A 22,725-nucleotide genomic window follows, 5' to 3' on the forward strand; every position below is an offset into this window, starting at 1 on the left:
CTATTTAAATTTGCTTTGAAAAATGTATATTTATTGCTTTTTAAGATAAACTATGCGCCATTATTTATATATTTTCATTTTACTTTACGGATGCCTTAGTTGGTCACAACAATCAAAGTCGGTTTTATTTATAGGTAATTCCTATACAGGAGCCAATAATCTGGCGCAATTGGTTATCGATATGGCTAATAATGCGGGACATCAATTAAATGCGGTAGCTTTTACCCCTGGGGGAGCACGTTTTTTGAATCATGATGCTAATGCACAGGTTACCAATTTAATTAATCAGCAAGCTTGGGATGCCGTGATTTTACAAGGTCAAAGTCAGGAAACAAGTTTTGGAATGGCGCAGATGCAGCAAGAAGTTTATCCGCACGTGGCGTCGCTTGTTCAGAAAATAACCGCCAATCAGAACTGTACCGTTCCTATGTTATTTATGACTTGGGGAAGAGAGAACGGAGATGCCGGAAATTGCCCCTATGCTCCTTGGGTATGTACTTACACCGGTATGGATGATGCTATTTACAACACTTATATGGATTTAGGCCAGATTAACCAAACCCAAGTAGCTCCAGTAGGTAGAGTATGGCGCAATTTACGTACTAATCACCCTAATCTTAATTTATATACCTCAGACGGTTCACACCCCAATTATACAGGTAGCTTTGCGGCTGCATGTACGTTTTTTACTAGTATATTTAATGAAGATCCTACTCAATTAGCTTACTTGGGTAATTTATCGGCCAATGATGCCCAAATTATTAAAGCTGCGGTGAAAACTGAACTTTATGATGTGTGGGGCAATTATGATTTCACGCCCAATTTGGCTCAGGCGATATTCAGCTATAATAGCAATCAAATGCAGGTTCAGTTTGATGCAAGTTCTAGTACTTTTGAAACGCTAGAATGGGATTTTGGCGATGGAAATACTTCCACGCAAGTGCAACCCCAACACACTTATGCTACACCAGGTGATTATACGGTTAGTTTACAAGCAGCCTACTGCAACAAGACGGTAACCGAACAAAAAAATATTCAGGTTGATAAGCTTGAGATAAATGCAATAAAATCACCGACCATCGCTCTAATTTTTGATCAGCTTCATCAACAATTGAGTCTTAGTGGAGCTTCAGCCAAGCTTGCATACAGCATTTATGATTTACAGGGGAAAACCCTCAAGCAAGGACAATTAATGCCTCAAGAGCAAATAGATTTACAACATTTGGCGGCCGGCAGGTATTTTCTGCGCCTAGACAACCAGCAAATTTATTCGTTTGTCAAATTGCGTTAAATCGATGCGAAGGTATCGCTAGTAGCATACTGCACCCCCAACGCACTTAATTCCTGCTTTTGCTCTTGGTAAATATTTTGGTCAAGAGCTTTGGCCGCGTCTTCAATAAGTGTGCACTTAAAGCCTTCTTGCAAAGCATCTTTAATCGAAAAATATACACAAATATCGGCAGCCAAACCAGTAAAGTAAATGTGCTTAACACCTTTCTCTTTTAAATAGCCCGTGAGCCCTGTACTTTTTAAATGCGCATTGTCAAAAAAAGCAGAATAGCTATCGATTTTTGGGTTAGTTCCTTTTCTGAAAATCGCCTCTACTTTCTGGGTGTTTAAATCGGGATGAAAGTCGGCACCCCATGAATTTTGAACGCAATGCTCGGGCCAAAGCGTTTGGTCTATACCATCAATTTTAATCGACTCAAAAACCTTGTGATTAGCGTGTTCACTAGCAAAACTAATATGTCCCGAAGGATGCCAATCTTGTGTGGCAACAACCAGGTCAAAATGTTGCTGCAAATGGTTGTTCACTTTTATAATCGTATCGCCCTGGGGAACAGCTAAGGACCCGCCAGGTATAAAATCGTTCTGAATATCTACAAGTAGTAAGGCTGTTGCCTGCATTTTTAAATAGTTTTATACTGTTTAATTAAAGCATCTCTTTCGTCTCTCAGTTTTTTACTTATCCCTACCTTATAGTGATGCGCATTGCTAAAACGTTTATACTCCAGGGGTAATTGAGCAAAGCGTTTTGCACTATAATCGGCTATTGCTTGTAGCGATTTTGGCGCATGAAAGCGTTCTCCGTTTAGCATAACGGGTTGCAACAAAGCTTCTTTTTCTAGATGCTCAATTTTCATACTTTTATATTGATCAAACGGATGGTGAATGCTATCAAATTCGGTTTCATCGCTTAGCGCTACCGCATCTGCACCTATCCAGCGCCCGTCTGCTAGACTTAACCTATAAACCTGTTTGGAGTAGGGCATAGTAATTTTGGCAATATTCTCAGAAATTTTTATTCTGGGTTCTTGGTTGTACGCCACTAATTTATAAACTCCGCCAAGAGCTGCATCGGGTTTTCCTACCACCAAATTGGTGCCTACACCATAAATATCTATTGGTGCCTCTTGCTCTTGCAAACTCTTAATAACGTACTCATCCAACTGATTTGAAACGGCAATTTTCACATAAGACAAGCCTGCCTCATCGAGTCGTTTTCTGCATTCTTTAGCAAAATAAGCCAAATCGCCACTATCTAAGCGAATACCCATTAACTTTTCTCCGCGCTCTTCCATTTCTTTTGCTACCGTGATAGCGTGTGGTAATCCGCTTTTTAAAGTGTTGTAGGTGTCAACCAATAAAACGCAATTTTTAGGACGGTTTTGCGCAAAATCTCTAAAAGCTTGGAGCTCATCGTCATAACTTTGCACAAAAGAATGCGCCATGGTACCCGATACAGGTATGTCAAACTGCTTAGCCGCTATTACGTTGCTGGTGCCATTAAAGCCACCAATAAAAGCAGCACGCGAGGCATAATAACCACCAGGACCGTGAGCCCTTCGCAGACCAAAATCGAGTAAGACGCCATCGGGGACGATATAACGCATGCGGCGCGCTTTGGTAGCGATTAAACTCTGAAAATTGAGCATATTCAATAAAAAAGTCTCAATTAATTGGGCTTCAAGCAGTGAGCCTTCTACCCGCAAGATAGGCTGATTGGGAAATACCACATCACCTTCTAATACAGAATAAATCGATCCGCGAAAGCGAAAATCTTTTAAATAGTTTAAAAATTTTGCTTCAAAATGCTGCCCAGCTAGGTAATCAAGCTCTTCTTTCGAAAACTGAAAGTCGTTTAGATTTTCAAGCAGCGTTTCTAAACCTGCAAAAACAGTATAACCACCTTGGTAAGGATTTTTTCTAAAATAGTAATCAAAAACTGCCTTTTGACTGTGATGATTTTCATTAAAATAAACCTGTGCCATGCTAAGCTGGTACAAATCGGTGTATGTGGCGGTATAATTGGGCACGATAAATTTTTTAATCAAAGATAAGCAATTGCGTTTAGAAAAGGCTTTTCGAATGTTAAAGGAATTATGTTAGGCTGTTCTGCCTCATGTCATCGGCAGCCGGGCTATACGCTCATACGCTTCGGTGGCTTAAGGCCACCTGCAGGGTAACCGCTGCTATCCCTAACAGGTTGATAAAGAAGCTTATTAAATAATAACCATAAAAATTAGGCTATAAAAGTGTTTTATTTCATCCTACGTTCTTTGAAAAAACTTTGCAACAGTTGTGCGGCTTCTTCTTGTAATAAACCAAATTCAACTTTTGTTTTTGGGTGTAGGCATCCGCCCATTTGTCGGTAACCTCGATGCAGGTCTTCGGCAGCAATAACCACTCGATCTATCTGACTCCAATATAAAGCTCCAGCGCACATCTGGCAAGGCTCTAAGCTAACATAAAGAGTGCAATTTTTTAAGTATTTGCCGCCCAGGTAATTTGCAGCAGCGGTAATTCCTTGCATCTCAGCGTGGGCGGTAACATCGTTTAGGCTCTCGGTCAAATTGTGTCCGCGAGCAATAATCTGTTCACCACTTACAATGACACAGCCTACAGGTATTTCTTCGCGTTCATAGGCATTTTGCGCTTCATCTAGGGCTTTTTTCATAAAATAGGTGTCATCAAAAGGAGAAAGCATGGTTAAATATCGTTTGCAAGTTTTACCTTTGCAAAGTATGGAAACTCCTTTATTAAATACAATAGATTCGCCTAAAGATTTACGGCAATTATCAGCCGAAAAATTACCGCAGATAGCGCAAGAGTTGCGTAGGTTTATTATTGATGCGGTGGCAAGTAAAGAAGGGCATTTGGGGGCTAGTTTGGGTGTGGTCGAGTTAACCGTCGCATTGCATTACTATTTCAACACTCCTTACGATCAGTTGGTTTGGGATGTTGGACACCAAGCTTATGGGCATAAAATTTTAACCGGTAGACGCTCCATTTTTGAAACCAATAGACAATTTAATGGTTTAAGTGGTTTTCCTAAACGCAGCGAAAGTCCTTATGATAGCTTTGGAGTGGGTCACAGCTCAACTTCTATTTCGGCAGCTTTAGGTATGGCGCTAGCAGCACAATTAAAAGGAGATTATACCAAAAGGCACGTGGCAGTAATAGGCGATGCTTCTATAGCCAGCGGTATGGCTTTTGAGGGGCTGAATCATGCCGGGGTGACCCCAGCAAATTTATGGATCATCTTAAATGATAACGCTATGGGCATTGACCCCAGTGTAGGAGCTTTGAAAAATTATCTGACCAAAGCCACGGTAGGTAAAAAACCCAGGCAGGCCAATATCATTGAAGCCCTTAATTTTCACTACACCGGCCCTGTAGACGGGCACGATTTACCGGCCTTATTACGTGCTTTTGAAGCGATGGAAAGGGTAGAAGGACCCAAATTTTTACACGTGATTACCACAAAAGGTAAAGGTTTAAAACCAGCCGAATTGGACCAAGTGCGGTATCATGCACCAGGAAAATTTGATCGAATTACGGGTGAGATTTTACCCAAGCAAGAGGCTCATTTGCCTCCTAAATTTCAAGATGTTTTTGGCTTGAGTTTATTGGAGTTGGCACAACAGAACGATCAGATTTTTGCAATTACTCCAGCTATGCCAACAGGGAGTTCGCTTAAATATATGATGCGGGCTTTCCCGCAAAGGGCAATCGATGTGGGTATAGCCGAACAACATGCGGTAACCCTTGCCGCGGGTATGGCTACCCAAGGTTTACGCGTCTTTTGTGCAATATATTCTACATTTTTGCAACGCGCATATGACCAAGTGATTCACGATGTAGCCTTGCAAAATTTACCGGTGGTTTTTTGTATAGACCGCGCTGGCTTAGTGGGAGAAGATGGGGCCACACACCATGGTATTTTTGATATTGCTTATTTGCGTTGTATACCCAATTTGCAAATCGCTGCGCCAAGCAATTTAATCGATTTACGTAATTTATTGTATACGGCATCTAAAAAGCTCGATACGCCTTTAGCGATTCGTTATCCCCGTGGGAGAGGAAGAGAATTAAAATGGCAACAAGCATTTAAAACACTACCCCTTGGTAAAGCGAATTTGTTAAAAAAAGGAACACGTATTTTAATTCTAGCCTTGGGCTCATCGGTTTACGACGCACAAGATGCTATAAACAACTTACCTGAAATCATACAAGCACAGGTTGGTTTAATCGATTTGCGTTTTGTAAAGCCATTAGATACCGAGTTACTCGCTCAGCAAATTCCTACCTATCAACATATAATAAGCATTGAGGATGCTTCGAAAATAGGAGGGGTGGGCGATGCTATTCAAGACTTTTTGGTTCAGCTAAAATACCCTGGTAGCTTTGTAAAACTAGGAATTCCAGATATGTTTATCGAACAAGGCAGCATAGCCGAATTAAAAACTTTGGTTAAAATAGATGCTACAAGTATTGGACGGAAAATTCAGGCCTTAGCCAAAGATTAATTTCGCTTTATTTTTCTATTGGCTACCCATTTGCCAGCAAAGTAAGCACATAAAAAAGGTAATAAAATAAAGCCTTGATACTCAACTAACCAATTTTGTTGTATGGCCAATAATAGCAGTGCGGTACAGCAGCCAATAAAAATCAAATCATATTTCAAGTATTTCATAAAGACATCAGTTTATTGGATTTCTAATTACTTTTTAAAAATACAAAAGTTCAAAAAATTAAAAAAGTTAGAATAAACTGCTTTGTAAATAAAAACTCGGGTAGTCTTGAATCTACCCGAGTTTTTAAAGTTTGCTTTTTAACTTCTAATGTTAAGCGGCTAAGTTTTAATTTATGATTAGCTTTTCAACTTGTTGTTGGTTCGCTGTATTTATCTGTAAAATATAAACTCCCGTATTTAAGGTGCTTAAATTCACCTGAGCCTGCTGTTGGGCGTTAAATTCTTTTTCTAAAAGCAATCTACCCTTAACATCAAATACTTGTATTTTAAATGCTTCAGGTTGATGCTGACGTAATTGTATTAAACCTTCTGTAGGATTAGGATATACCTGAAATAAATTTTGTTGCGGTGTGGTGGTTCCCATCGTACAAGTGGTAGGCAAGTCAAAAGCCTCCAATTGGTCAGAACGGTCTAGCGAGCTTCCTTGGTCGGCACTATATCCTAAACCTCTACGCGCAAAAGCATCCCAAATGAGACACTGATTGGCACCATTGTTTAAAATCATATCGGCTTGTAAGATGGCATCACGGCCGTCTATAAAGCCAGGATTACAAGGTTGTAGTTTTAATGCATCTATTACTAATTGCATGGCCATATTATTACCGCCTGTGCCATTATAAATATCGGGATCAAATCCGTAAAGATTAATAAAATCCCAAGTCATTTCCCAAAGCATAGTGGCCCATACAAAACCTACTCCGTGTGGAGCGCTTAAGTTTGGATTATTGGTAAGGTCATAAGTAGCGGGATTGATGCTAAAATCGGTTGAGTAAGCATAAGGTCTAATCCCTGTACCGCCCGGCTGTTGGTTCACCACATATGTGGCAATGCCTCTAGCATCGGTTCGGGTATCGCTTGCTTTTAAGGTCATCATTAAAGCGACATAATCGCTCCAGCCTTCACCCATTTGTTCGGTGGCTTGAAAACAGCTTCCATCAGGATTGGTAATTTCACAAGGATATAAGCAATCGGCGGTTCCTGCACCACCCGTCAAGCGGATAGAAATACCGTGTCCATATTCGTGGGCGATAATTCCGCCATCGAGCGAACCATCCTTTTGATAGGGTCCGTCGTTTTTAATACTCCCCTGTATACTTACTCCATTTTCCAAATTGCTAATTAGGTTACTACCTGTATTCAAATCAATCATAATGCTAGGAATAGTAATGGTTGCGCTGGGGTTTCCTCCCATATTTATAGTGGATCCATTTACATTATTCACTACAATCACCCCAACGGCTCCAGCATTTTGGGCTTGCAATACTTTTGAGGTAAAATTACAGTTCCCGCGTCTAATCACCGCAATTTGGTTGTTTAAAGCATTGGTATTGATAAAAGGCTCACAAGCATCATAAATATCTGGAGTAGCATCTTCGGCTAAGACCAAATTTCCGCTTACTCCGGTACTGGTGATAGACGGACCGAAAGAAGCAGCTTTGGCTGCATAGGCTCCTGCTAAATTATTCGGACTAGCAATTTGAAGCAAATTAGGGTCGCCTGGTGCCCCCCAAGTAAACATACTCATACTAGCCGCATTACCGTCTTCTAGGGTGCCAAAAAAAGCATTGTTTCCTGGTCCCGCATCAGCATTAAATTGTCCGCGGGCATACACCTCGTCATTGGCTAAACCTTGGTTGGTGTAATTGTACCTTTGAAAATTACCACTGGCCTCATCAAAACCGTATTGGTACCAAACGTCGTGTGCTAAATTACTCCAATAAAAAAGATTGGTTACCGATGCGTCTAGGTAGCCCTTTGGGTCTTGGTTGAGGTTTAATGGGAAATCAAAAACCAAGTTGGTTCCGCCATCGGGTGAGTTTCCAAAGTTACCGTCACGCGAATCGGCTGCAAAGACATTATTACCAAGAGTGCTGGTAAATTCATTTCCGCTCACACCATCTATATCGTGCCAACCAAAAGGAGAAGCTACAGCATCGGCCGGTTGATTGACCAAAACACGATTTCCGTAAGAAGGCGATTCAATGGGCATAGGAAATACGCGATAGGCTGCATTGCCTACCAAGCTCTGCTGTTGGTTTTCTAATGAGAAATTAGATGGAGTAGCAATTGTCTTTTCGTGGGTGTGAGGAACCTCTTCAAACTGGCAGTGCAAAAGATAATCGTTAACGTGCAAAATTGCTCCAGTTGCGGCATCAATACTAACCGACCACCAATGCAAATCATCTAAGGTAAATATACGCAGATTATAAGCCATTCTGTAGCCCGCATCACTCGCTTGGTATACCATCTTTACAGGTATTTCTTTTTTTGACAAGCCATTTTGAGCAATGAGGTAAGTGTTTTTTAGAGGATCTTGCTCAATAATTTCAGTGGCTTTTCCCTCTAGTTTTAAGTAAGCCGCTGCTTGGTTTATCGCTTCAATAGGGCTCAAGTTAGCTTGGCTGCTGCTTATTTGTTGTGTAACTTGTTCAATAAAACGGTGATTGGCTGCAACTATTTTATTGTTTTTAATGGCAAAACTTCCTACAGCTTGCTGCAGCGGTATGCCTTTATAATATTGATCTACATACAGCATTTGGGCTTGAGTGCTGGAGGCAAAATGACTGTCACGCACTACCAATTGCTGCATATCTTGTGGACTGAGCGAACTATTTTGACCTAAGTAAGCTTTGATCTGGGGTAAGAATTCTTGATTTTGAGCTTCCGCGGAAGGGGTTAGCCACAAAAAAGAAAATAAAAAGAGATAAAAGAGGTGATTTTTCATAAATAATGACGCAATTTTTTGCAAATATATTAAAAAGGTACTTAAAACCGTATGGCGTTTAGTTTTTGGTACATTCTTAACGCTTGACTATCGCTTAAGGCCGCTACGTGGCTTGTGAGCCGAATTAACCAATCGTATGCTTCTTCGCCAGCTTGGGGCAACTCAAAGTCTTGTAAAAATCCTTTAAGAATGAGTTCGTGATAATTGTTTTGAGCGTGTTTAATTTTGTTCTCAATGGCTTCGGTAAAAACCTCTAGCAACTTGTGAATAACTTGGTAGCCCACAATTTCTTTTTCAATAACCTCTTGACTTTGGTATACTTTTTCAACCGATATAGAGATAATATCTTTTATTTGGGGTGCATACACCGAGAAGTCGAGCAAGGCATGATGAAATTCACCTTGTAGAATGGCTTCTTCATTCTCTAAAAATACCCGTACAGCATCTTGTATTAAGGTGTTTATAGCCAGCGAACGTAAATAACTTAAGCGGCTACCAACGCTAGTAAGCGAGTGGTACTTGCTAGTGTTTATACTTTTCTTTACCAATTGGATGAGGTATTCTAAGGCTTTATCTTCGGGGATTAGTCCTAAATTTATTCCGTCTTCAAAATCTATGATGGTATAACAAATGTCATCGGCAGCTTCAACCAAAAAAGTTAACGGATGACGATGGTAGTGGATATTTAGGGCATCGCCTTTCTTTTTTAGGCCTAAACCTTTGGCTACACTTTCAAATAGTTGTTTTTCTGACTGGAAATAACCAAATTTCTTGTCGCTTATTTGGTTACTGGGTTTGTGCGGTAAAGATTCTTTTGGGTATTTAGTAAAAGCTCCTAAAGTGGCATAAGATAGCCGCAAACCGTTAAGATTGCCGTTTTTGGTTTCGTTTAGTAGTTTAAAACCATTGGCATTTCCTTCAAATTTTATTAAATCTTGGTATTGTGTTGCAGTCATTTGGTCTTTAAAACGCTGGCCTTTTCCGCTAAGGAAAAATTCACCCATGGCTTTTTCACCTGCATGACCAAAAGGCGGGTTCCCAATGTCGTGAGCTAAGGCAGCAGCTGCCACAATAGCACCAAAATCGTTGAAATGATGCCCTAAATCTTCTTGAAGGTAGGGGTATTTTTCGATAATTTTCTTCCCTACTTGTCGACCCAAAGAACGCCCTACTACAGAAACTTCTAAGCTGTGGGTAAGCCGAGTATGAACAAAGTCTGTTTTAGAAAATGGAATTACTTGAGTTTTATCTTGAAGACTCCTAAAAGCCGAAGAGAAAATAACCCTGTCATAATCTACTTCAAAGCCTAATCGGGTATCGTCTTGGTCTTTTCGAAGACGCGGTTGCTCATCTCCATAACGGGTAAGTGCTAGTAATTGTTCCCAGTTCATGCGTTAGTTTTACGGGTAAAAATACTAAACTCAATGCAGTTTTAGGGAGTTCTAGAATAAAAAATACAAAGCAACTTTGCACGGCTAACACAAAAATAGCGAGGCTATTCACAAATACACAAAACTTAAACGGTGTTACGCAATCAAGTTGCTTTGTACTTTAGTAAAACCTGTACCAGAAAACCGGTCGGTACAGGATAAAATGATTGGTTAGTTAGTTTAATTGTCGTTTACGAGGTAAACCTACAATCCGGTTTTTAAACTGATGGTTTTGGTTATAGTTGGTTACTCAAAAATTTATTGGGGGAGGTATGCACCAGCCCCGATACGAAATTTAAGCGTTCCCGTAATTTTTAGCGATTCGTTAATTTCAGTAGCGCTATTGTCAAAAATACCGTCTAAAATTAAATCAAGACTAGCTAGGCCTCCCTCTTCGGTGGCAAAATAGGTTTTTAGGTTCTTTACCGTTACGGTTCCCGAGCGAGAAATATAACCTTCACCGGTGAATCCTGTGAAAGTAATGGCTAGAGCCGAACTATTTTCTGGATTGTTTTCTTCGCTATCATAGTCGGTGAGTGGCATGGCTTTACCATTATTCATTTTTATAAAGCCTGTGAGATATAAATTTTTATCTTCATCGCTAAGCGAAATGCTTAAGCCTTCAATTCCGTCGCTATTCACATAAACGGCAGCCATATTGTTCCAATCACTACCTTCGGTATCTGTGATAAAGGTGTTGCTGAATTCACCTTTGTTCTCGATGTTTAAAATGTACGAGCTCTGATCGTTATTTTCACCTGTTGGCGAAGCAGAATCGTCATCGCTACTGCAAGCGATAAGCATTAAACTCGCTAAAAGCAAAAAGCTAAGTTTGATAGGTTGATAATTGAGTTGCATAATAAGATTGGTTTGTAGTAGTTAGTTTATATTTTGAATTTTACGCCGGCGGCGATAACCGCTTGACCTTCATCTATGATTACATATTTTAGTTTGGCAAAGGGCACTAAGCTTGAGCCAAGGTCAAAATTAATACCTGCTCCAATATTTAAGCCTACACGACCATCGCTGGCTTCAAAATCGCCACCGCCAAACGGACCGAAATCTATATCAGATTTCACTTTAACCTGACTGTAATTTACCCCGGCAAGGCCAAAGACTTGAATGCCGTCATCGGCTAGAAAATAATAATGCCCATCTGCATTTATTTCCCACCAATTTACTTTTATTGGTCCTTCTTCTTTAGGGAAATAATAAATAAAATTGGGAGAAAGACTTATGCGTTCTGCAATATGAAATTCGGCTGTAGCGCCCAAACCAATGTTTTCAATTTCGGTACCATAAGCCAATGCGGCTCCAATTTTGGTTTGCATTTGAGCTTGGCTAGTCCATAAGCCTCCAGCGATTAAACAAAGTGCGGTAAAAAGTAATTTTAGTTTCATAATGTAATAGTTTAGTTAATAGTTAGTTATTAGTGATTAAGGTTTGTTTGTTTAAAATTGTTGGTAACCAGCTGTCGAAAAACTAAAAGCTTTCTTCTCTAAACTTATGCAGCGCATACGCATATTACGTTTTGATTTTTTATGGTGCTTGAAGTCCATTAATAATACCAAGCCGTTTTCGTTGGGATCAAAACCTTCAGGGAAATTCTTGAGGTTTTGTTGTTGTTGGTAAATCATTTTTACCGGAACCTCTTGCGTAAAATACAGATCTATTTGATATTCATCATTGGTGTAGCGCTTGCCTTGGCATTGATAGCCTAAAATATTCTTTGAGGGTAACTCACTAAATTGGTAATCGCTTTCTTCTTCCCAAGTATCTTCCTCCAAATCGACCTGCATGGCCTGAACTATTTTTTGATTGCCGGCCTGAATAAAACTGAATTGTGTGTTCTTTTGTGTATCGATTACCATAAACATATCCGCGCCAGCGTCTTGCAATTTCATACCCATATACTGGTTGTCTGTATCTAGAAAATAGGTCATTTGCATTTGCTGTTGTTGACTTTGCATCTCAAGCACATAGGTATAGTCAAAATGGTAACTCTCTCTGGGTGCGATTTTGCTCGACTTTACGCGAATGTTCTGGGGTGCATTTAAAACCTCATCCATCCCGCTTTCAACGCCTTTGGCAGCCTTATCGGCCGATTTATCAATGATAACTTGTTCGGCTTTTTGCTCGACTTTCTTTTTAAGCTTTTTAAAGATTTGGGCCTCACAAGGACTCAGCCCTATCAAAAAACTAAAAGCAATCAGTACATATTTCATTCGTGCATCCATCGGTTTGCGGTTTTTGGTTGACTCAAATATCGGATGAATACAGGCAATAAAAAAGGCTCAGTTTGCAATTGAGCCTAAATAGTTTGTAAGTGGTTGTTTTTTGTGTGTAACTAGCAAAATACTGAAATACAGCTTGTTAGCTTGTAAAAGATACCCGATACTGGGTATTGAAAGCCTTGTTGTAAATGTTTATTACCAAGTAGGCATAAGCTTATAAATCTTGGGCGGTTTTCTCGATTTCGGCATACCAATCTTCACCGAATTTCTTTATTAGCGCTTCTTTTACAAATTTATAAATAGGAGTTTGTAGTTGCTTTCCTAAGCTACAAGCATCATCGCAAATGGGCCAACGGTGGTAATTTACCGCGGCAAAATCTGAATAACGCTGTACACGTACCGGATACAATTCACAAGAAATCGGTTTTTTCCATTTGGTTTTTCCATCGCGATAAGCGGCTTCAATTCCGCAAAGGGCTGTGCCTTTATCGTCAAAAGTGACATAGGCACATTCTCCGCCGTTTACCAATGGCGTTTCCAATTCGCCTAAATCATTGTTTACATACAAGCCTTGTTCCTCGATGGCCTTTATACCTTCTGGCCTCAAATAAGGCTTTACACTTGGGTAAACTTCTTCTAATTGGCTCACCTCTTCAGGCTCAACTGGCGCGCCAGCTTCACCTTCTACACAACAAGCTCCTTTACAAGCTTTTAGGTTGCAAACAAAATCTTTAGTGAGTATATCTTCTGATACGATTGTTTTACCGATTTGAAACATGCTAATTACCGATTTTGGGCAAAGATACGCTTATAAAAATTTATGAAAAATTTAAAAATTATATTCTTTAAAACCCGATTTAAATTTTAATTTTGCGGGCTTTTAAAACAAAGAATATTAAGAAGTTATGGGTTTTGACTTAAAAGAAATAGTAACCGCTAGCCTTATTTTATTTGCTGTAATAGATATCATTGGGAGTATTCCTATTATTGTTGATTTAAGACGTAAAGTAGGGCATATTCAAAGTGAAAAGGCAGCGATTGTAGCCGCTATTCTAATGGTGGTTTTCTTGTTTGTAGGAGAAGAGATTCTAAAATTAATTGGGATTGATGTAAACTCCTTTGCGGTTGCGGGTGCTTTTATTTTATTTTTCCTGGCACTAGAAATGATCTTAGGAATACAATTGTATAAAGATGATGCACCCGAAACGGCTTCTATTGTACCTCTGGCTTTTCCATTGGTGGCAGGTGCCGGTACAATGACTACTTTATTGTCTCTGCGTGCAGAGTATGCGACTGTTAATATTATTGCCGCCATCATTATTAATATTATCTTTGTGTACTTGGTGCTTAAATCGTCTAAAAAAATTGAGACGGTATTGGGTTCTCAAGGAATTAATGTAATACGTAAGATTTTTGGTGTTATTCTATTGGCTATTGCCGTAAAATTATTTGTCACCAATATTCAAAATTTATTTAACTAGAAGTTATGAAGTATGTAATTTTTGTGATCATAGGCCTAGCCATTGCTTTAGCCGCTTTTAATATAAGTATGCTCGACCTGAACCATATTATGAGTAAAGAGAGCTCTATTGCATTAGCCGGAGTCTTAGCTAGTTTATGTGTTTTGGTATTAATGCTTATTTTACTGGTATCAAGAAGCATTCAAAAGAAATACCAAGACCAAGAATAAGTAAGCCTTAAAAAGCGAGACGCTCTACTCTTTTTATATAAGGGTCTTGAGAATTGATGATTTGCTCTTTTACTTGAGTGTTAAACAACTGCTCGCCCATACTGGCTTTGAGGTATAGCTTAAGCAAATCTTGGTAGCGACCAAATCGGTAATCAAAATTGAATTGATGAAGGTAGCTAATGAATTCACGAACCCACTCCTCGTCTAACTCGTACGATTGAATGAACTCCTCTTTTGAGAGGTCTGTAAATGCACTTCTGTCTTTCTCGAGCTTGTTAAATACAAACCGATCCATAATACCTCCGCGAAGCATATAAGTTAGTTTTTCTTTGGTCACATGGGTGTCTTTAGGTATAAACACATCTGGAGTAATACCTCCACCACCATAGACCACTTTTCCTTTAGGGGTGGTATAACGCAAGCTATCGTTTACTTGAATGCTGTCTTTGTGTTTTAATTCTCCGTTTTCATATCGGTTGAGGTACTCTAAATGGTAGCTTTCGTTATTGTCTCCGTATGGCTTTTGTATAGATCTTCCCGTAGGTGTGTAATAACGGGCTACCGTAAGCCTCACAGCACTGCCATCGCCCAATTCCATCTCGCGTTGCACCAAACCTTTTCCGTAAGAACGCCTACCAATAATGGTTCCTATATCGTGATCTTGCAAGGCACCCGCAATCACCTCACTTGCCGAGGCGGTATATTCATTAATCAATACATACACCTGTGCCGATTCAAAATTACCCACATCGCTGGCCATGGTTTTAACTACCTCATCGCGCTTATTTTTAGTAAATAAAATGAGTTGATCTTCTTTTAAAAAATCATCGGCGATGTGTATTGCAGGTTTGAGAAATCCTCCGCCGTTGTCACGCAAATCTAGCACCATGTTTTTGGCTCCTAGATCGATTAGTTTTTGGGAGGCTTCTTGATACTCGATAAAGGTGTTTTCGGCAAATCGGTTTATTTTTATGTAGCCCAATTCGGGACCCAGCATATAAGCGGCATCAATACTTTTAATGGGAATGTGATCGCGTTCTACTTCAATTTCGAGTAAAGAATCGCTACCCTTGCGTTGTACCTTTAACAGCACGCTGCTGTTAACTTTACCTTTAAGGATTTTACTTAGCGAATCATTGCTGAGCTGAGCGCTAAATAAAGCCTGATTGTCGGCATATAAAATGCGATCGCCGGCTTTTATTCCCGCTTTAGCGCTAGGGCTATCGTCTAGCGGACGAATAACGGTAATGGTGTCATTGATACGATAAAAATTTATACCAATACCCACAAAATCCCCTTTCATATTTTCACTTACCTCTGCGTACTCACTTTGCGGAATATAAGTAGAATGCGGATCGAGATTGGCAAGAATGCTATTTACCGTTACATCTACAATACTATCGGTATTTACGGCATCTACATATTCATAATCGATATAATCGATAAGTCTTCCCAGTTTTTCTTTCTTTTTATTTGTGGTATTTGGGCTATCGAGTGGGGTTTCAAAATTGAGGTAGGCACCTGCAAAAATTCCTAGCGCTAAACAAAGCCCTAGCAATAGCGGAAAGTATATGGGATTTATTTTTTTCAAATTGGCTGGTGAGCTATATCATTAAAATGTTCTACTTCAACGCCGGCACGCTTTAAAAAATCTATTCCGGCATTGTCTTTATAAGCGTTTAAATATACCACACGTTTTATGCCAGCTTGGTGTATAAGCTTGCTGCAATCTTTACAGGGAGACATGGTAATATACAATGTAGCATCTTTACAAGTTTGGGTACTACGGGCCACCTTTAAGATGGCGTTGGCTTCGGCGTGCAAGACATACCATTTGGTAAGTCCGTCTTCATCTTCACAAGGATTTTCGAAACCGCTAGGCGTGCCGTTATACCCGTCTGATATAATCATGCGATCTTTCACTATAATGGCGCCTACCTGTTTGCGCTGGCAGTGCGAAAGTTTCCCCCATTCTTTAGCCATGCGTAGGTAAGCCTTGTCAAATTTAAGTTGCTTTGCTTTATCCATAAAATTATCTGGTCTTGCTGCTTATTAAAACTATAACCGACACAAATTTATTGTTTTTCATTCAATTTATCCCGATATATTTTAAGCAGTGCGGGTTAGCTGGTTTTAGCTTTACGGATTTAATTTCGGGTAGCGACCAAAATTGGTCCTTCTGGTTATTAAAAAGCCATAGGAGTAAAAGTTTTATTTGGTTGTTGCATGCTATATAAAAGCAACCGATTAGGCATCCGTAAAGGAAAAACTAAAGAATCCAATTGGCACGCAACAGCGGAATGCTTAATCCTATAACCAAGGCAGCGATAAACAACACCCAATCCCGTTTTGAAAAACGCAATAGGCTTTGAAATACCAAACTTAGTAAAAGCACTACCAAGACTACAATAAGCTGAGCGGCTTCTATACCTACGGCAAAAGCGAACAACCTGCCAAAATCTACTCCAGAACTTCCTGTGGTGCTAAGAAAAAATGAAGAAAACCCAAACCCATGTACCAACCCGAAAAAAAGCGTGATGGCGTAGAGTAAAGTCTTGCCGCTTTTTACATTTTTTCCCGCAGTAAACAAACGGTAAATTGCGGTGACCAAAATGCTCACGGGTATTAAAAACTCGATCACCCTGCTCGAGAGACTGACCAAATCATAAGCAGCAAGCACTAAAGATAGGGTGTGGCCTAATGTAAACAGGGTAACTAAAGCAATTACGGGTTTAAAATCTTTAAATCCAAAGGCTGCAACCAAAACACTGAGGAATAAAACGTGATCATAGGCATTCCAATCGAGTACGTGTGTGAGCCCTAAGTTAAAATAAATTAAGAAGTCGTTCATGCGGCCGGTGTTTTTTCTTCACCCAAACTTACATTTTTCTATTTAAAAAAGCACAGACTTAAGCTGAATAAATTTAAGGGCCTTGCGGCTTGTGACCGGGGTCAAGCTGAGGGTCATTTTTATAAACCATTGTGCGGTGGGGGTAAGGTATGCTTATACCTTCGGCATCAAAACGTTTTTTTATCGATTCGAGCAAATCGCATTTCAAGTCAAATGAATCGGCGTAGTTGCTGGTCCATACCCAAGCACGCATCAATACAGCCGACTCTTGTAACTCGACTACCTTTACAGGTACTACAGGCTCATTGTTGGCTTTTTCTAGCGGCGTGCGGTTGTCTAAGGTAAAGGGATGCTTCATACACTCTTCGCGCATAATTTTACGCGCTAAATCAATATCACTTTCATAAGCAATGCGCATAAAAATCCATTGCCGAACCAAGCTATTGCTCAGATCATAATTAATCAAGCGTTCTTTATTGATGATGGAGTTGGGTATAACAATCATTTTATTTTGAAAATCTTGAATCACCGTATGCCGTAAGGTAATATCGTGCACGGTGCCCATCATGGTATCGGTAATCTGAATGATATCTCCAATTTTAAAGGGCTTAAAGCTGATGATAAATAAGCCACTTACCAAATTGGCGAGCGCTTCTTGCGAGGCAATACCCAACACAACTGCGAGAATACCCGCACCTCCTAATACGGTACCGGCAATGTGTTTAAGCGACGGAAAAGCTAAAATTATAAGTAAAACCCCAACGAGATAAACGCCTATACTGGCTAAATATTGAATAAAACGTAAACTGGTAGAGTCTGCTCCTTGAGCGGTTTTCTCTTGAATGCGTTTACTAAAAAACAATTGTACCATGGTGGCGGTAAGAATACTTACCACTAGCACCACCCCTACATATACAATAAGCTGCAGGTTTTCTTTGATTATAGTGGTGGTTTTGGCACTCGCAAACACAAAGCTGATACTCGCAAGCCCAGTAATCAACCAAAGTAAATTTAAAATTTTCTTTACATTGCGTAAACTGCTTAAGCTCTCATAATTGTATTTTTTCTCTAGTCGCTTGGTAAAAAAACGATAACTCCAATTGGTGAGCCACAATAAAAAAACAGTAGCCACTAAAACAAAGCCTACAAATAAAATATCTTGATGGTAAAGCTGCCAAAAATTTTCCATGCTATAATTACTTAAGAAAGCAAGATAATAAATATCGTGCAGTTCTAGCGGGGTTTTGTCTCGGTAATTATCAAGTAGTTTGCTGTATTGAGTTTCGGCTTTAAGCCTAGAAAGCTTTAAAAATTTATAAAAATAAGCGGATGAAAGCAGTTTTTACTGATTTTTCAGGAAGAAATCATTAAATTGTAGGTAAATTAAAGCGTATGAAAAAGAAAATCGGGTTATTTCTTTTGGTTGCAATCTGTTTAACAGCTTGTAAAAACAAGAATCAAGAGGAGCAGTGGCCACCTCAACAAGAGCGTTTAAAAGCTATAGGAATTAGTTATACCCAACAAAAAGGCGAAGTAGAAGAGGCCTACCAGAAATTGAAATCTACTTTGCGTAAGAATAGTGCCATTGGTATTATTGCCGAGTCTGATTATGCCCAAGAAGCGGCTCAAGAGCGTATAGATTTGGCACCCGAAAAAATTATCTTTTTTGGCAACCCCAATCTAGGAACGCCGCTTATGCAAGCCAACCAGTTGGCCGGTCTCAATTTACCGCAGAAAATTTTATTCTTTCAAGATGGAGAAGAATTTGTAACGGCTTATAATAGTACCAATTATTTAGGTGCCCGATTTGGTATTAAAAATACCCCAAGTCTAAATCAAATGAGCGATGCTTTAGAGCGATTGGTTGAAAATGCTGCAGGGCAAACGGTAGTGCATACCCGAAAACAACATGTCAAATTATTGGAAGGTATCATTACCACCCGAAGTAAACAGAGCTTTACGAAAACCAAAAACACCTTATTAAAAAGTATTCACGACAATCAAAAATTAGAATTGATAGCGAGTTTAGATCACCAAGCAAATGCTGCCAGCGTTGGCATGTCTTTGCGGCCTACCTATGTGCTTATGGTGAGTTACCCAGAGATAAGCAGCCGTATGTTGCGCGATAATGCTTTGTTGGGTCTAGACTTACCGCATAAAATTTTAGTTTGGGAAAATGCCAAAGGCCGGGTATTTGTGTCGTATAATGCAATCGATTTTATTGCAAAAAGACAAGGCATGGAGATTAATGCCAGTTATAAGGACCAGATAGAACGTTTGCTCCATCAATTGGTAGAGACCGCCATAAAGCCTTAAAAAAACCGCTACTTCTTGTGAAGTAACGGCTTGTAGCTTAAACATAGTACTTATTATTAGGGTTGTTTGGTTAAAACAATACTGGTGGGAATAACAAAGTCTGGTTCTCCGGGGTAGGTTTTGGCCACAATCCCCTTTTTCTCAATCTCCCAAGTGGCGGTTAAAGGCGATGCTTGTGGGTTTTGAATATTCATCACCACAATACCTCCCGCACTGTTGCCCGGGTGGCAATTGTCATCCAGAAAACCACTCATTGTAACCCCGTCATAGGTAGTAGCATGTGTGATGCTTCTAATCAGCTTGTCAAAATGACTGTAGGCGGCAGCCGTATTGCAGATAACCATTTCCATTGGCGTGCCCATCCCTTCTATTAATTGGATGTCGATGACAAGAAAATCCTGAGCATAATTATTACTTGGACTAGGCCCTAGTACGGCTTTAGAAATGTCTATGATCATCGTGGTGTTTTGGTGTGTGCCTTGCCAAACCCCGATAAAAGGGTCAAAATTATCATCTATATCTTTATAATATTTTCCCGAATGATCTTGGGAATTATCCCTAGTATTCATATTTACGGTTTGCAATTGTGCCCATGTATTTAGGGCAAAAAATAGGCTGATCAAAGTAATTAGGTATGTTTTCATAATAGTAGGATTTACTTTTGTTTTAATCATAATCCTAATCATAATCATAACTCATTTTAGCATTTTTTGCTTCTTTATACTTAGCCTTAGCTATCGAGTCTACTTCTTGGCTATAAAAAGCATAATAGGACCAAGAGCTATAAATAGGAGATTTTCCTTGATAATCACTATAAGTGCTAGGTTTTATTCCCTTTGAGTATTTTTCTCCAATTTCAGTTGCTTCTTTTGTTTCTGCATGGTAAATAATAGCCACCATCGGTGCTAACCCTAAATCATTATTATTTTTATAGCTTAACTTAATCTACAGTTTTTTGACACAGTCCATTAGAATAATTTAAATCATTTTTATTTAGATTTAATTCCTTAAATAAAATAACTTTTGAAATTTGTTTATCATTTGATTTTACACAGGAAATAAATTTGATATAAGTAAAAAATATAAAAACTTCTTCATAATTATACTTCATTTGCAGGAGCTATTTCTGGTGTTCTTATAATTGTTTTATCACTACCTGAATCATCTATAACACTAATATCTTCACCCAAATCATCTGATTCCTTCCGCCACCTGTTCCTAGAAACCAGAAGGTAACAATTCTAAATTCTTTTCAGTGCCTATATAATTCATTTTTATTGTAAAAAAAATTTCATCTTCATTAATAATAAGATAAAATTTATTCTTTTTACTTATAAATTCATGTAAACCACAGGGTTCAAATTTCTTTAGATCTTCAACATTATAATAGTTGATTGAATCAATATCAATTTTATTTTTTATTTCATTGAGATCAAGAAATTCATCAAAGTTTTTTTGATTCAAAATTTGAAATTTATAAGCATCACTGTTAAAGTCCTTATTATTGCTTTTAATAATTAGTGTATAATATAATCTACTATCTTCATCAGAAGATATTGAACTTCGACTATCATAAACATAAAATGCGCTATTCGAATTTTGTGTATAACAAATCGTAGCATTTAAAAAAAATATTAACAGGATTAATTTTTTTTTCATAATTAATAACTTTGAATTAATTGAATTGCATATTGAATCATCGTTTTTTCCGATGAATTCAGATTTTGATATTCTTGAGTGCCTTCAAGGCCCGCCCAAGAAAATTAAAAGTAAAACTGTTGTTTATTTTGAAAAACACCGTCATTGTTAATTATATTAGAAAATGAATCATTGGGATCTAACCAAGAATCAATCATAATAAGGTTATTTTCAATTGACTGTCTTAAATCAAAAACATTAAATAAATCGTGGTTCCATTGTGAGTTTCCATTTCCAAAATTCTTATAGATAGGTTCCCCACTTAATAATTCACCCCTATTCTTATCGAATACTAATTTAAAAATATAACCATCTTCTACATATATCCCCATCCGCTAATCATCAATCCCTTTATTGAAAACCATTTTACTTACTGGATCCGGCAGAAACCCTTTCACAAAGGCTTAACCCAACCGCTAAATTCTTTTACACTAAGCTTAAGCTAAAGTTAAGCCATGATTAAAACGCCCTCATCGCTTTTTCATACTTGCCTTGCAAGCTATATAACATAAGCCAAGGGTTAAAACAGGCTTAATTCCTTATGTTTGGGAATTTTTCCACACATTTAGCACAAACATCCCCGCCCTTATTTAATTTACATTTTAAGAGTTGGGACAAACAAACCCCTTTTGTCAAAGCAAGATTAACAATTGCTTTTGGTTTTTCATTTATATCTTTTGTAATTAACTCCCATTCATTATCATATTTCAAAAATTCAGCGAATACCACAAAATGCTTATTATAAAACCCATACGATATAGTCAATTTATCTTTTATCATGAAAACTTCAATAAAATCAATGAAATTAACATCCATATCTTCGTATATTTCTTTATAAGATTTAATTTTTATAGGATTACCAAATTTTGTTAAACAAATTGTATCTGAAATTGGTTCAATATATTCGCTTTTTAACAGGACTACAGGTTTCTTCTTTTCATTTTCTAAAAAAAAGAAATCAATATGATTTAGGTTTAAAGATTTTTGCAATAAAATCTTATATTCTTGAGCAGAAATGCCATATTTTTTAAAATCTTCATTTATTTTATACTGAGAAAAGCCATAAGACACTATAAATAAAAAAATTAGATATAAAATATTTTTTTTCATAATCATTCCTTTTTTATCAGCTATTCTTGAGCATCTATAAGCCCATCATTATCATAATCTATTTGTGTTCCTATTATTTCCTTTTCAAACTCCCAACCAGTTTCTGTTCCGGTTTCGTGATACATATTACCATTATAGTGAAAGTCTCCATAATGTGTGTACTCATGAAGAATTACAATAGCAATAAAAAACTTATAAACTTTCGCATCAAACGGGCCGCCATTTTCCAATTTATCTTCTATATCCTCAATAGTCCAATAATTCAATTCTATTGTATCGGGGCCAGCAAAGCCTTCAGGGTGGGAAGTCGGCAATCCATTAAACCTACCCATAATGGTGTGTATTGAACTTAAATAACTTAATTTGATATAAGGACCGTTACCCCAAGTTAGAGCATCAATTATCTGTTCTTCTGTAACACTTCCCCATTGTTTAAGAGCATCAACAATTGTTTGATCGTCAGCTATATCTACTAATTCATTTTTAAGGAAATTAGTAAAATGCGGAAACTCATTTGCATAATCACTTCCCTCTGGATATTTCACAAAAGGAAAAGCAGAAATTAATGTTTCATTTTCATAAGCTTTGATTACTTCTTTAGCAAAAGCCTCGGCTTTTTGATGTACACCAACTG

The 22,725-nt window shown here is 38.3% G+C and carries 25 protein-coding genes; 5 read left to right on the forward strand and 20 right to left on the reverse strand.

The genetic code is table 11. From position 1 onward, the window contains the following. Window positions 1-52: 52 nt before the first annotated feature. Window positions 53-1,291, forward strand: a complete 1,239-nt coding sequence (locus ACH2AZ_RS03830) for a PKD domain-containing protein (protein WP_394906717.1) — start codon at window positions 53-55, stop codon at window positions 1,289-1,291. Here the strand turns inward: ACH2AZ_RS03830 and pncA are convergent. The 3 genes from pncA to ACH2AZ_RS03845 form a co-directional block, all read right to left on the reverse strand. After that, window positions 1,288-1,908 (reverse strand): bifunctional nicotinamidase/pyrazinamidase, encoded by a 621-nt coding sequence (gene pncA, locus ACH2AZ_RS03835; RefSeq protein ID WP_394906718.1) that lies wholly within the window; start codon window positions 1,906-1,908, stop codon window positions 1,288-1,290. The two genes, ACH2AZ_RS03830 and pncA, sit on opposite strands and share 4 nt — an antisense overlap. Before the next feature lie 2 nt (window positions 1,909-1,910). Further along, window positions 1,911-3,317 (reverse strand): nicotinate phosphoribosyltransferase, encoded by a 1,407-nt coding sequence (locus ACH2AZ_RS03840; RefSeq protein ID WP_394906719.1) that lies wholly within the window; start codon window positions 3,315-3,317, stop codon window positions 1,911-1,913. Window positions 3,318-3,541: 224 nt separating this feature from the next. Next, complete coding sequence (locus tag ACH2AZ_RS03845; protein WP_394906720.1) at window positions 3,542-3,988, reverse strand: nucleoside deaminase; 447 nt, start codon at window positions 3,986-3,988, stop codon at window positions 3,542-3,544. Window positions 3,989-4,025: 37 nt separating this feature from the next. Here ACH2AZ_RS03845 and ACH2AZ_RS03850 point away from each other — a divergent pair, with 37 nt between their 5' ends. After that, a complete protein-coding gene (locus ACH2AZ_RS03850) occupies window positions 4,026-5,810 on the forward strand; it encodes a 1-deoxy-D-xylulose-5-phosphate synthase (protein WP_394906771.1) in 1,785 nt (594 codons plus the stop codon). Here ACH2AZ_RS03850 and ACH2AZ_RS03855 read toward each other — a convergent pair. The 7 genes from ACH2AZ_RS03855 to ACH2AZ_RS03885 all read right to left on the reverse strand — a co-directional run bounded on the left by ACH2AZ_RS03855 (window position 5,807) and on the right by ACH2AZ_RS03885 (window position 13,204). Continuing rightward, a complete protein-coding gene (locus ACH2AZ_RS03855; RefSeq protein WP_394906721.1) occupies window positions 5,807-5,977 on the reverse strand; it encodes a hypothetical protein in 171 nt (56 codons plus the stop codon). The two genes, ACH2AZ_RS03850 and ACH2AZ_RS03855, sit on opposite strands and share 4 nt — an antisense overlap. A gap of 166 nt (window positions 5,978-6,143) precedes the next feature. Beyond that, a complete protein-coding gene (locus ACH2AZ_RS03860) occupies window positions 6,144-8,762 on the reverse strand; it encodes a T9SS-dependent M36 family metallopeptidase (protein WP_394906722.1) in 2,619 nt (872 codons plus the stop codon). 41 nt (window positions 8,763-8,803) lie between these two features. Further along, window positions 8,804-10,153, reverse strand: a complete 1,350-nt coding sequence (gene dgt / locus ACH2AZ_RS03865; protein ID WP_394906723.1) for a dGTP triphosphohydrolase — start codon at window positions 10,151-10,153, stop codon at window positions 8,804-8,806. 297 nt (window positions 10,154-10,450) lie between these two features. Beyond that, a complete protein-coding gene (locus tag ACH2AZ_RS03870; RefSeq protein WP_394906724.1) occupies window positions 10,451-11,050 on the reverse strand; it encodes a hypothetical protein in 600 nt (199 codons plus the stop codon). 26 nt (window positions 11,051-11,076) lie between these two features. Beyond that, the gene (locus ACH2AZ_RS03875) at window positions 11,077-11,592 is read right to left on the reverse strand and encodes a hypothetical protein (protein WP_394906725.1); all 516 of its coding nucleotides are present in this window, start codon (window positions 11,590-11,592) and stop codon (window positions 11,077-11,079) included. Window positions 11,593-11,643: 51 nt separating this feature from the next. Continuing rightward, entirely contained in the window at window positions 11,644-12,429 is a 786-nt protein-coding gene (locus tag ACH2AZ_RS03880) for a DUF4412 domain-containing protein (protein ID WP_394906726.1), read from the reverse strand. A 211-nt stretch (window positions 12,430-12,640) separates the two neighbouring features. Continuing rightward, a complete protein-coding gene (locus ACH2AZ_RS03885; RefSeq protein ID WP_394906727.1) occupies window positions 12,641-13,204 on the reverse strand; it encodes a DUF3109 family protein in 564 nt (187 codons plus the stop codon). A gap of 127 nt (window positions 13,205-13,331) precedes the next feature. On the opposite strand from ACH2AZ_RS03885, the gene ACH2AZ_RS03890 reads away from it, so the two are divergent. Together ACH2AZ_RS03890 and ACH2AZ_RS03895 are read left to right on the forward strand one after the other, a co-directional pair. Continuing rightward, the gene (locus tag ACH2AZ_RS03890; protein WP_147861988.1) at window positions 13,332-13,907 is read left to right on the forward strand and encodes a MarC family protein; all 576 of its coding nucleotides are present in this window, start codon (window positions 13,332-13,334) and stop codon (window positions 13,905-13,907) included. Between the two features lie 5 nt (window positions 13,908-13,912). Beyond that, window positions 13,913-14,116 carry a hypothetical protein gene (locus ACH2AZ_RS03895; RefSeq protein WP_147861989.1) on the forward strand — a complete coding sequence of 68 codons (204 nt, stop codon included), beginning with the start codon at window positions 13,913-13,915 and terminating at the stop codon, window positions 14,114-14,116. 7 nt (window positions 14,117-14,123) lie between these two features. Here ACH2AZ_RS03895 and ACH2AZ_RS03900 read toward each other — a convergent pair whose 3' ends face one another. From ACH2AZ_RS03900 to ACH2AZ_RS03915, 4 genes are all read right to left on the reverse strand, one after another. Beyond that, window positions 14,124-15,707 carry a S41 family peptidase gene (locus ACH2AZ_RS03900; protein WP_394906728.1) on the reverse strand — a complete coding sequence of 528 codons (1,584 nt, stop codon included), beginning with the start codon at window positions 15,705-15,707 and terminating at the stop codon, window positions 14,124-14,126. Further along, window positions 15,704-16,144, reverse strand: a complete 441-nt coding sequence (locus tag ACH2AZ_RS03905; RefSeq protein ID WP_147861991.1) for a dCMP deaminase family protein — start codon at window positions 16,142-16,144, stop codon at window positions 15,704-15,706. Before ACH2AZ_RS03905 ends, ACH2AZ_RS03900 begins: the two co-directional genes overlap by 4 nt. 241 nt (window positions 16,145-16,385) lie before the next feature. Continuing rightward, complete coding sequence (locus ACH2AZ_RS03910; RefSeq protein ID WP_379046756.1) at window positions 16,386-16,967, reverse strand: HupE/UreJ family protein; 582 nt, start codon at window positions 16,965-16,967, stop codon at window positions 16,386-16,388. Window positions 16,968-17,040: 73 nt separating this feature from the next. Next, window positions 17,041-18,156 (reverse strand): mechanosensitive ion channel family protein, encoded by a 1,116-nt coding sequence (locus tag ACH2AZ_RS03915; RefSeq protein ID WP_394906729.1) that lies wholly within the window; start codon window positions 18,154-18,156, stop codon window positions 17,041-17,043. Between the two features lie 203 nt (window positions 18,157-18,359). On the opposite strand from ACH2AZ_RS03915, the gene ACH2AZ_RS03920 reads away from it, so the two are divergent. Next, window positions 18,360-19,283: a DUF302 domain-containing protein gene (locus ACH2AZ_RS03920; protein WP_394906730.1), complete on the forward strand. Its 924-nt coding sequence runs from the start codon at window positions 18,360-18,362 to the stop codon at window positions 19,281-19,283. 56 nt (window positions 19,284-19,339) lie between these two features. Here the strand turns inward: ACH2AZ_RS03920 and ACH2AZ_RS03925 are convergent, their stop codons facing one another. The 6 genes from ACH2AZ_RS03925 to ACH2AZ_RS03950 form a co-directional block, all read right to left on the reverse strand. Beyond that, window positions 19,340-19,927, reverse strand: a complete 588-nt coding sequence (locus tag ACH2AZ_RS03925) for a DUF6705 family protein (RefSeq protein WP_394906731.1) — start codon at window positions 19,925-19,927, stop codon at window positions 19,340-19,342. 34 nt (window positions 19,928-19,961) lie between these two features. Then, on the reverse strand, window positions 19,962-20,183 hold the full coding sequence (locus tag ACH2AZ_RS03930; RefSeq protein ID WP_394906732.1) for a hypothetical protein: 222 nt from the start codon (window positions 20,181-20,183) through the stop codon (window positions 19,962-19,964). A gap of 318 nt (window positions 20,184-20,501) precedes the next feature. After that, a complete protein-coding gene (locus tag ACH2AZ_RS03935) occupies window positions 20,502-20,942 on the reverse strand; it encodes a hypothetical protein (protein WP_394906733.1) in 441 nt (146 codons plus the stop codon). Window positions 20,943-21,046: 104 nt separating this feature from the next. After that, on the reverse strand, window positions 21,047-21,313 hold the full coding sequence (locus ACH2AZ_RS03940) for a hypothetical protein (RefSeq protein ID WP_394906734.1): 267 nt from the start codon (window positions 21,311-21,313) through the stop codon (window positions 21,047-21,049). A 199-nt stretch (window positions 21,314-21,512) separates the two neighbouring features. Continuing rightward, a complete protein-coding gene (locus tag ACH2AZ_RS03945; RefSeq protein WP_394906735.1) occupies window positions 21,513-22,091 on the reverse strand; it encodes a hypothetical protein in 579 nt (192 codons plus the stop codon). A gap of 20 nt (window positions 22,092-22,111) precedes the next feature. After that, a complete protein-coding gene (locus tag ACH2AZ_RS03950; protein WP_394906736.1) occupies window positions 22,112-22,636 on the reverse strand; it encodes a hypothetical protein in 525 nt (174 codons plus the stop codon). Window positions 22,637-22,725: the final 89 nt, after the last annotated feature.

The organism is uncultured Mesonia sp., assembly GCA_947499595.1.
GTDB lineage: Bacteria > Bacteroidota > Bacteroidia > Flavobacteriales > Flavobacteriaceae > Mesonia > Mesonia sediminis.

Excerpts from the sequence above, each read along its gene's own strand:
- ACH2AZ_RS03935 (WP_394906733.1), bottom strand. The coding sequence starts at position 20,942 with ATGAAAAAAAAATTAATCCTGTTAATATTTTTTTTAAATGCTACGATT.
- ACH2AZ_RS03885 (WP_394906727.1), bottom strand. The coding sequence starts at position 13,204 with ATGTTTCAAATCGGTAAAACAATCGTATCAGAAGATATACTCACTAAA.
- ACH2AZ_RS03890 (WP_147861988.1), top strand. The coding sequence starts at position 13,332 with ATGGGTTTTGACTTAAAAGAAATAGTAACCGCTAGCCTTATTTTATTT.
- ACH2AZ_RS03940 (WP_394906734.1), bottom strand. The coding sequence starts at position 21,313 with ATGGGGATATATGTAGAAGATGGTTATATTTTTAAATTAGTATTCGAT.
- ACH2AZ_RS03875 (WP_394906725.1), bottom strand. The coding sequence starts at position 11,592 with ATGAAACTAAAATTACTTTTTACCGCACTTTGTTTAATCGCTGGAGGC.
- ACH2AZ_RS03905 (WP_147861991.1), bottom strand. The coding sequence starts at position 16,144 with ATGGATAAAGCAAAGCAACTTAAATTTGACAAGGCTTACCTACGCATG.
- ACH2AZ_RS03895 (WP_147861989.1), top strand. The coding sequence starts at position 13,913 with ATGAAGTATGTAATTTTTGTGATCATAGGCCTAGCCATTGCTTTAGCC.
- dgt (WP_394906723.1), bottom strand. The coding sequence starts at position 10,153 with ATGAACTGGGAACAATTACTAGCACTTACCCGTTATGGAGATGAGCAA.
- ACH2AZ_RS03920 (WP_394906730.1), top strand. The coding sequence starts at position 18,360 with ATGAAAAAGAAAATCGGGTTATTTCTTTTGGTTGCAATCTGTTTAACA.
- ACH2AZ_RS03860 (WP_394906722.1), bottom strand. The coding sequence starts at position 8,762 with ATGAAAAATCACCTCTTTTATCTCTTTTTATTTTCTTTTTTGTGGCTA.
- ACH2AZ_RS03945 (WP_394906735.1), bottom strand. The coding sequence starts at position 22,091 with ATGAAAAAAAATATTTTATATCTAATTTTTTTATTTATAGTGTCTTAT.
- ACH2AZ_RS03870 (WP_394906724.1), bottom strand. The coding sequence starts at position 11,050 with ATGCAACTCAATTATCAACCTATCAAACTTAGCTTTTTGCTTTTAGCG.
- ACH2AZ_RS03855 (WP_394906721.1), bottom strand. The coding sequence starts at position 5,977 with ATGAAATACTTGAAATATGATTTGATTTTTATTGGCTGCTGTACCGCA.
- ACH2AZ_RS03915 (WP_394906729.1), bottom strand. The coding sequence starts at position 18,156 with ATGGAAAATTTTTGGCAGCTTTACCATCAAGATATTTTATTTGTAGGC.
- ACH2AZ_RS03850 (WP_394906771.1), top strand. The coding sequence starts at position 4,026 with ATGGAAACTCCTTTATTAAATACAATAGATTCGCCTAAAGATTTACGG.
- ACH2AZ_RS03830 (WP_394906717.1), top strand. The coding sequence starts at position 53 with ATGCGCCATTATTTATATATTTTCATTTTACTTTACGGATGCCTTAGT.
- ACH2AZ_RS03930 (WP_394906732.1), bottom strand. The coding sequence starts at position 20,183 with ATGGTGGCTATTATTTACCATGCAGAAACAAAAGAAGCAACTGAAATT.
- pncA (WP_394906718.1), bottom strand. The coding sequence starts at position 1,908 with ATGCAGGCAACAGCCTTACTACTTGTAGATATTCAGAACGATTTTATA.
- ACH2AZ_RS03925 (WP_394906731.1), bottom strand. The coding sequence starts at position 19,927 with ATGAAAACATACCTAATTACTTTGATCAGCCTATTTTTTGCCCTAAAT.
- ACH2AZ_RS03880 (WP_394906726.1), bottom strand. The coding sequence starts at position 12,429 with ATGGATGCACGAATGAAATATGTACTGATTGCTTTTAGTTTTTTGATA.
- ACH2AZ_RS03910 (WP_379046756.1), bottom strand. The coding sequence starts at position 16,967 with ATGAACGACTTCTTAATTTATTTTAACTTAGGGCTCACACACGTACTC.
- ACH2AZ_RS03845 (WP_394906720.1), bottom strand. The coding sequence starts at position 3,988 with ATGCTTTCTCCTTTTGATGACACCTATTTTATGAAAAAAGCCCTAGAT.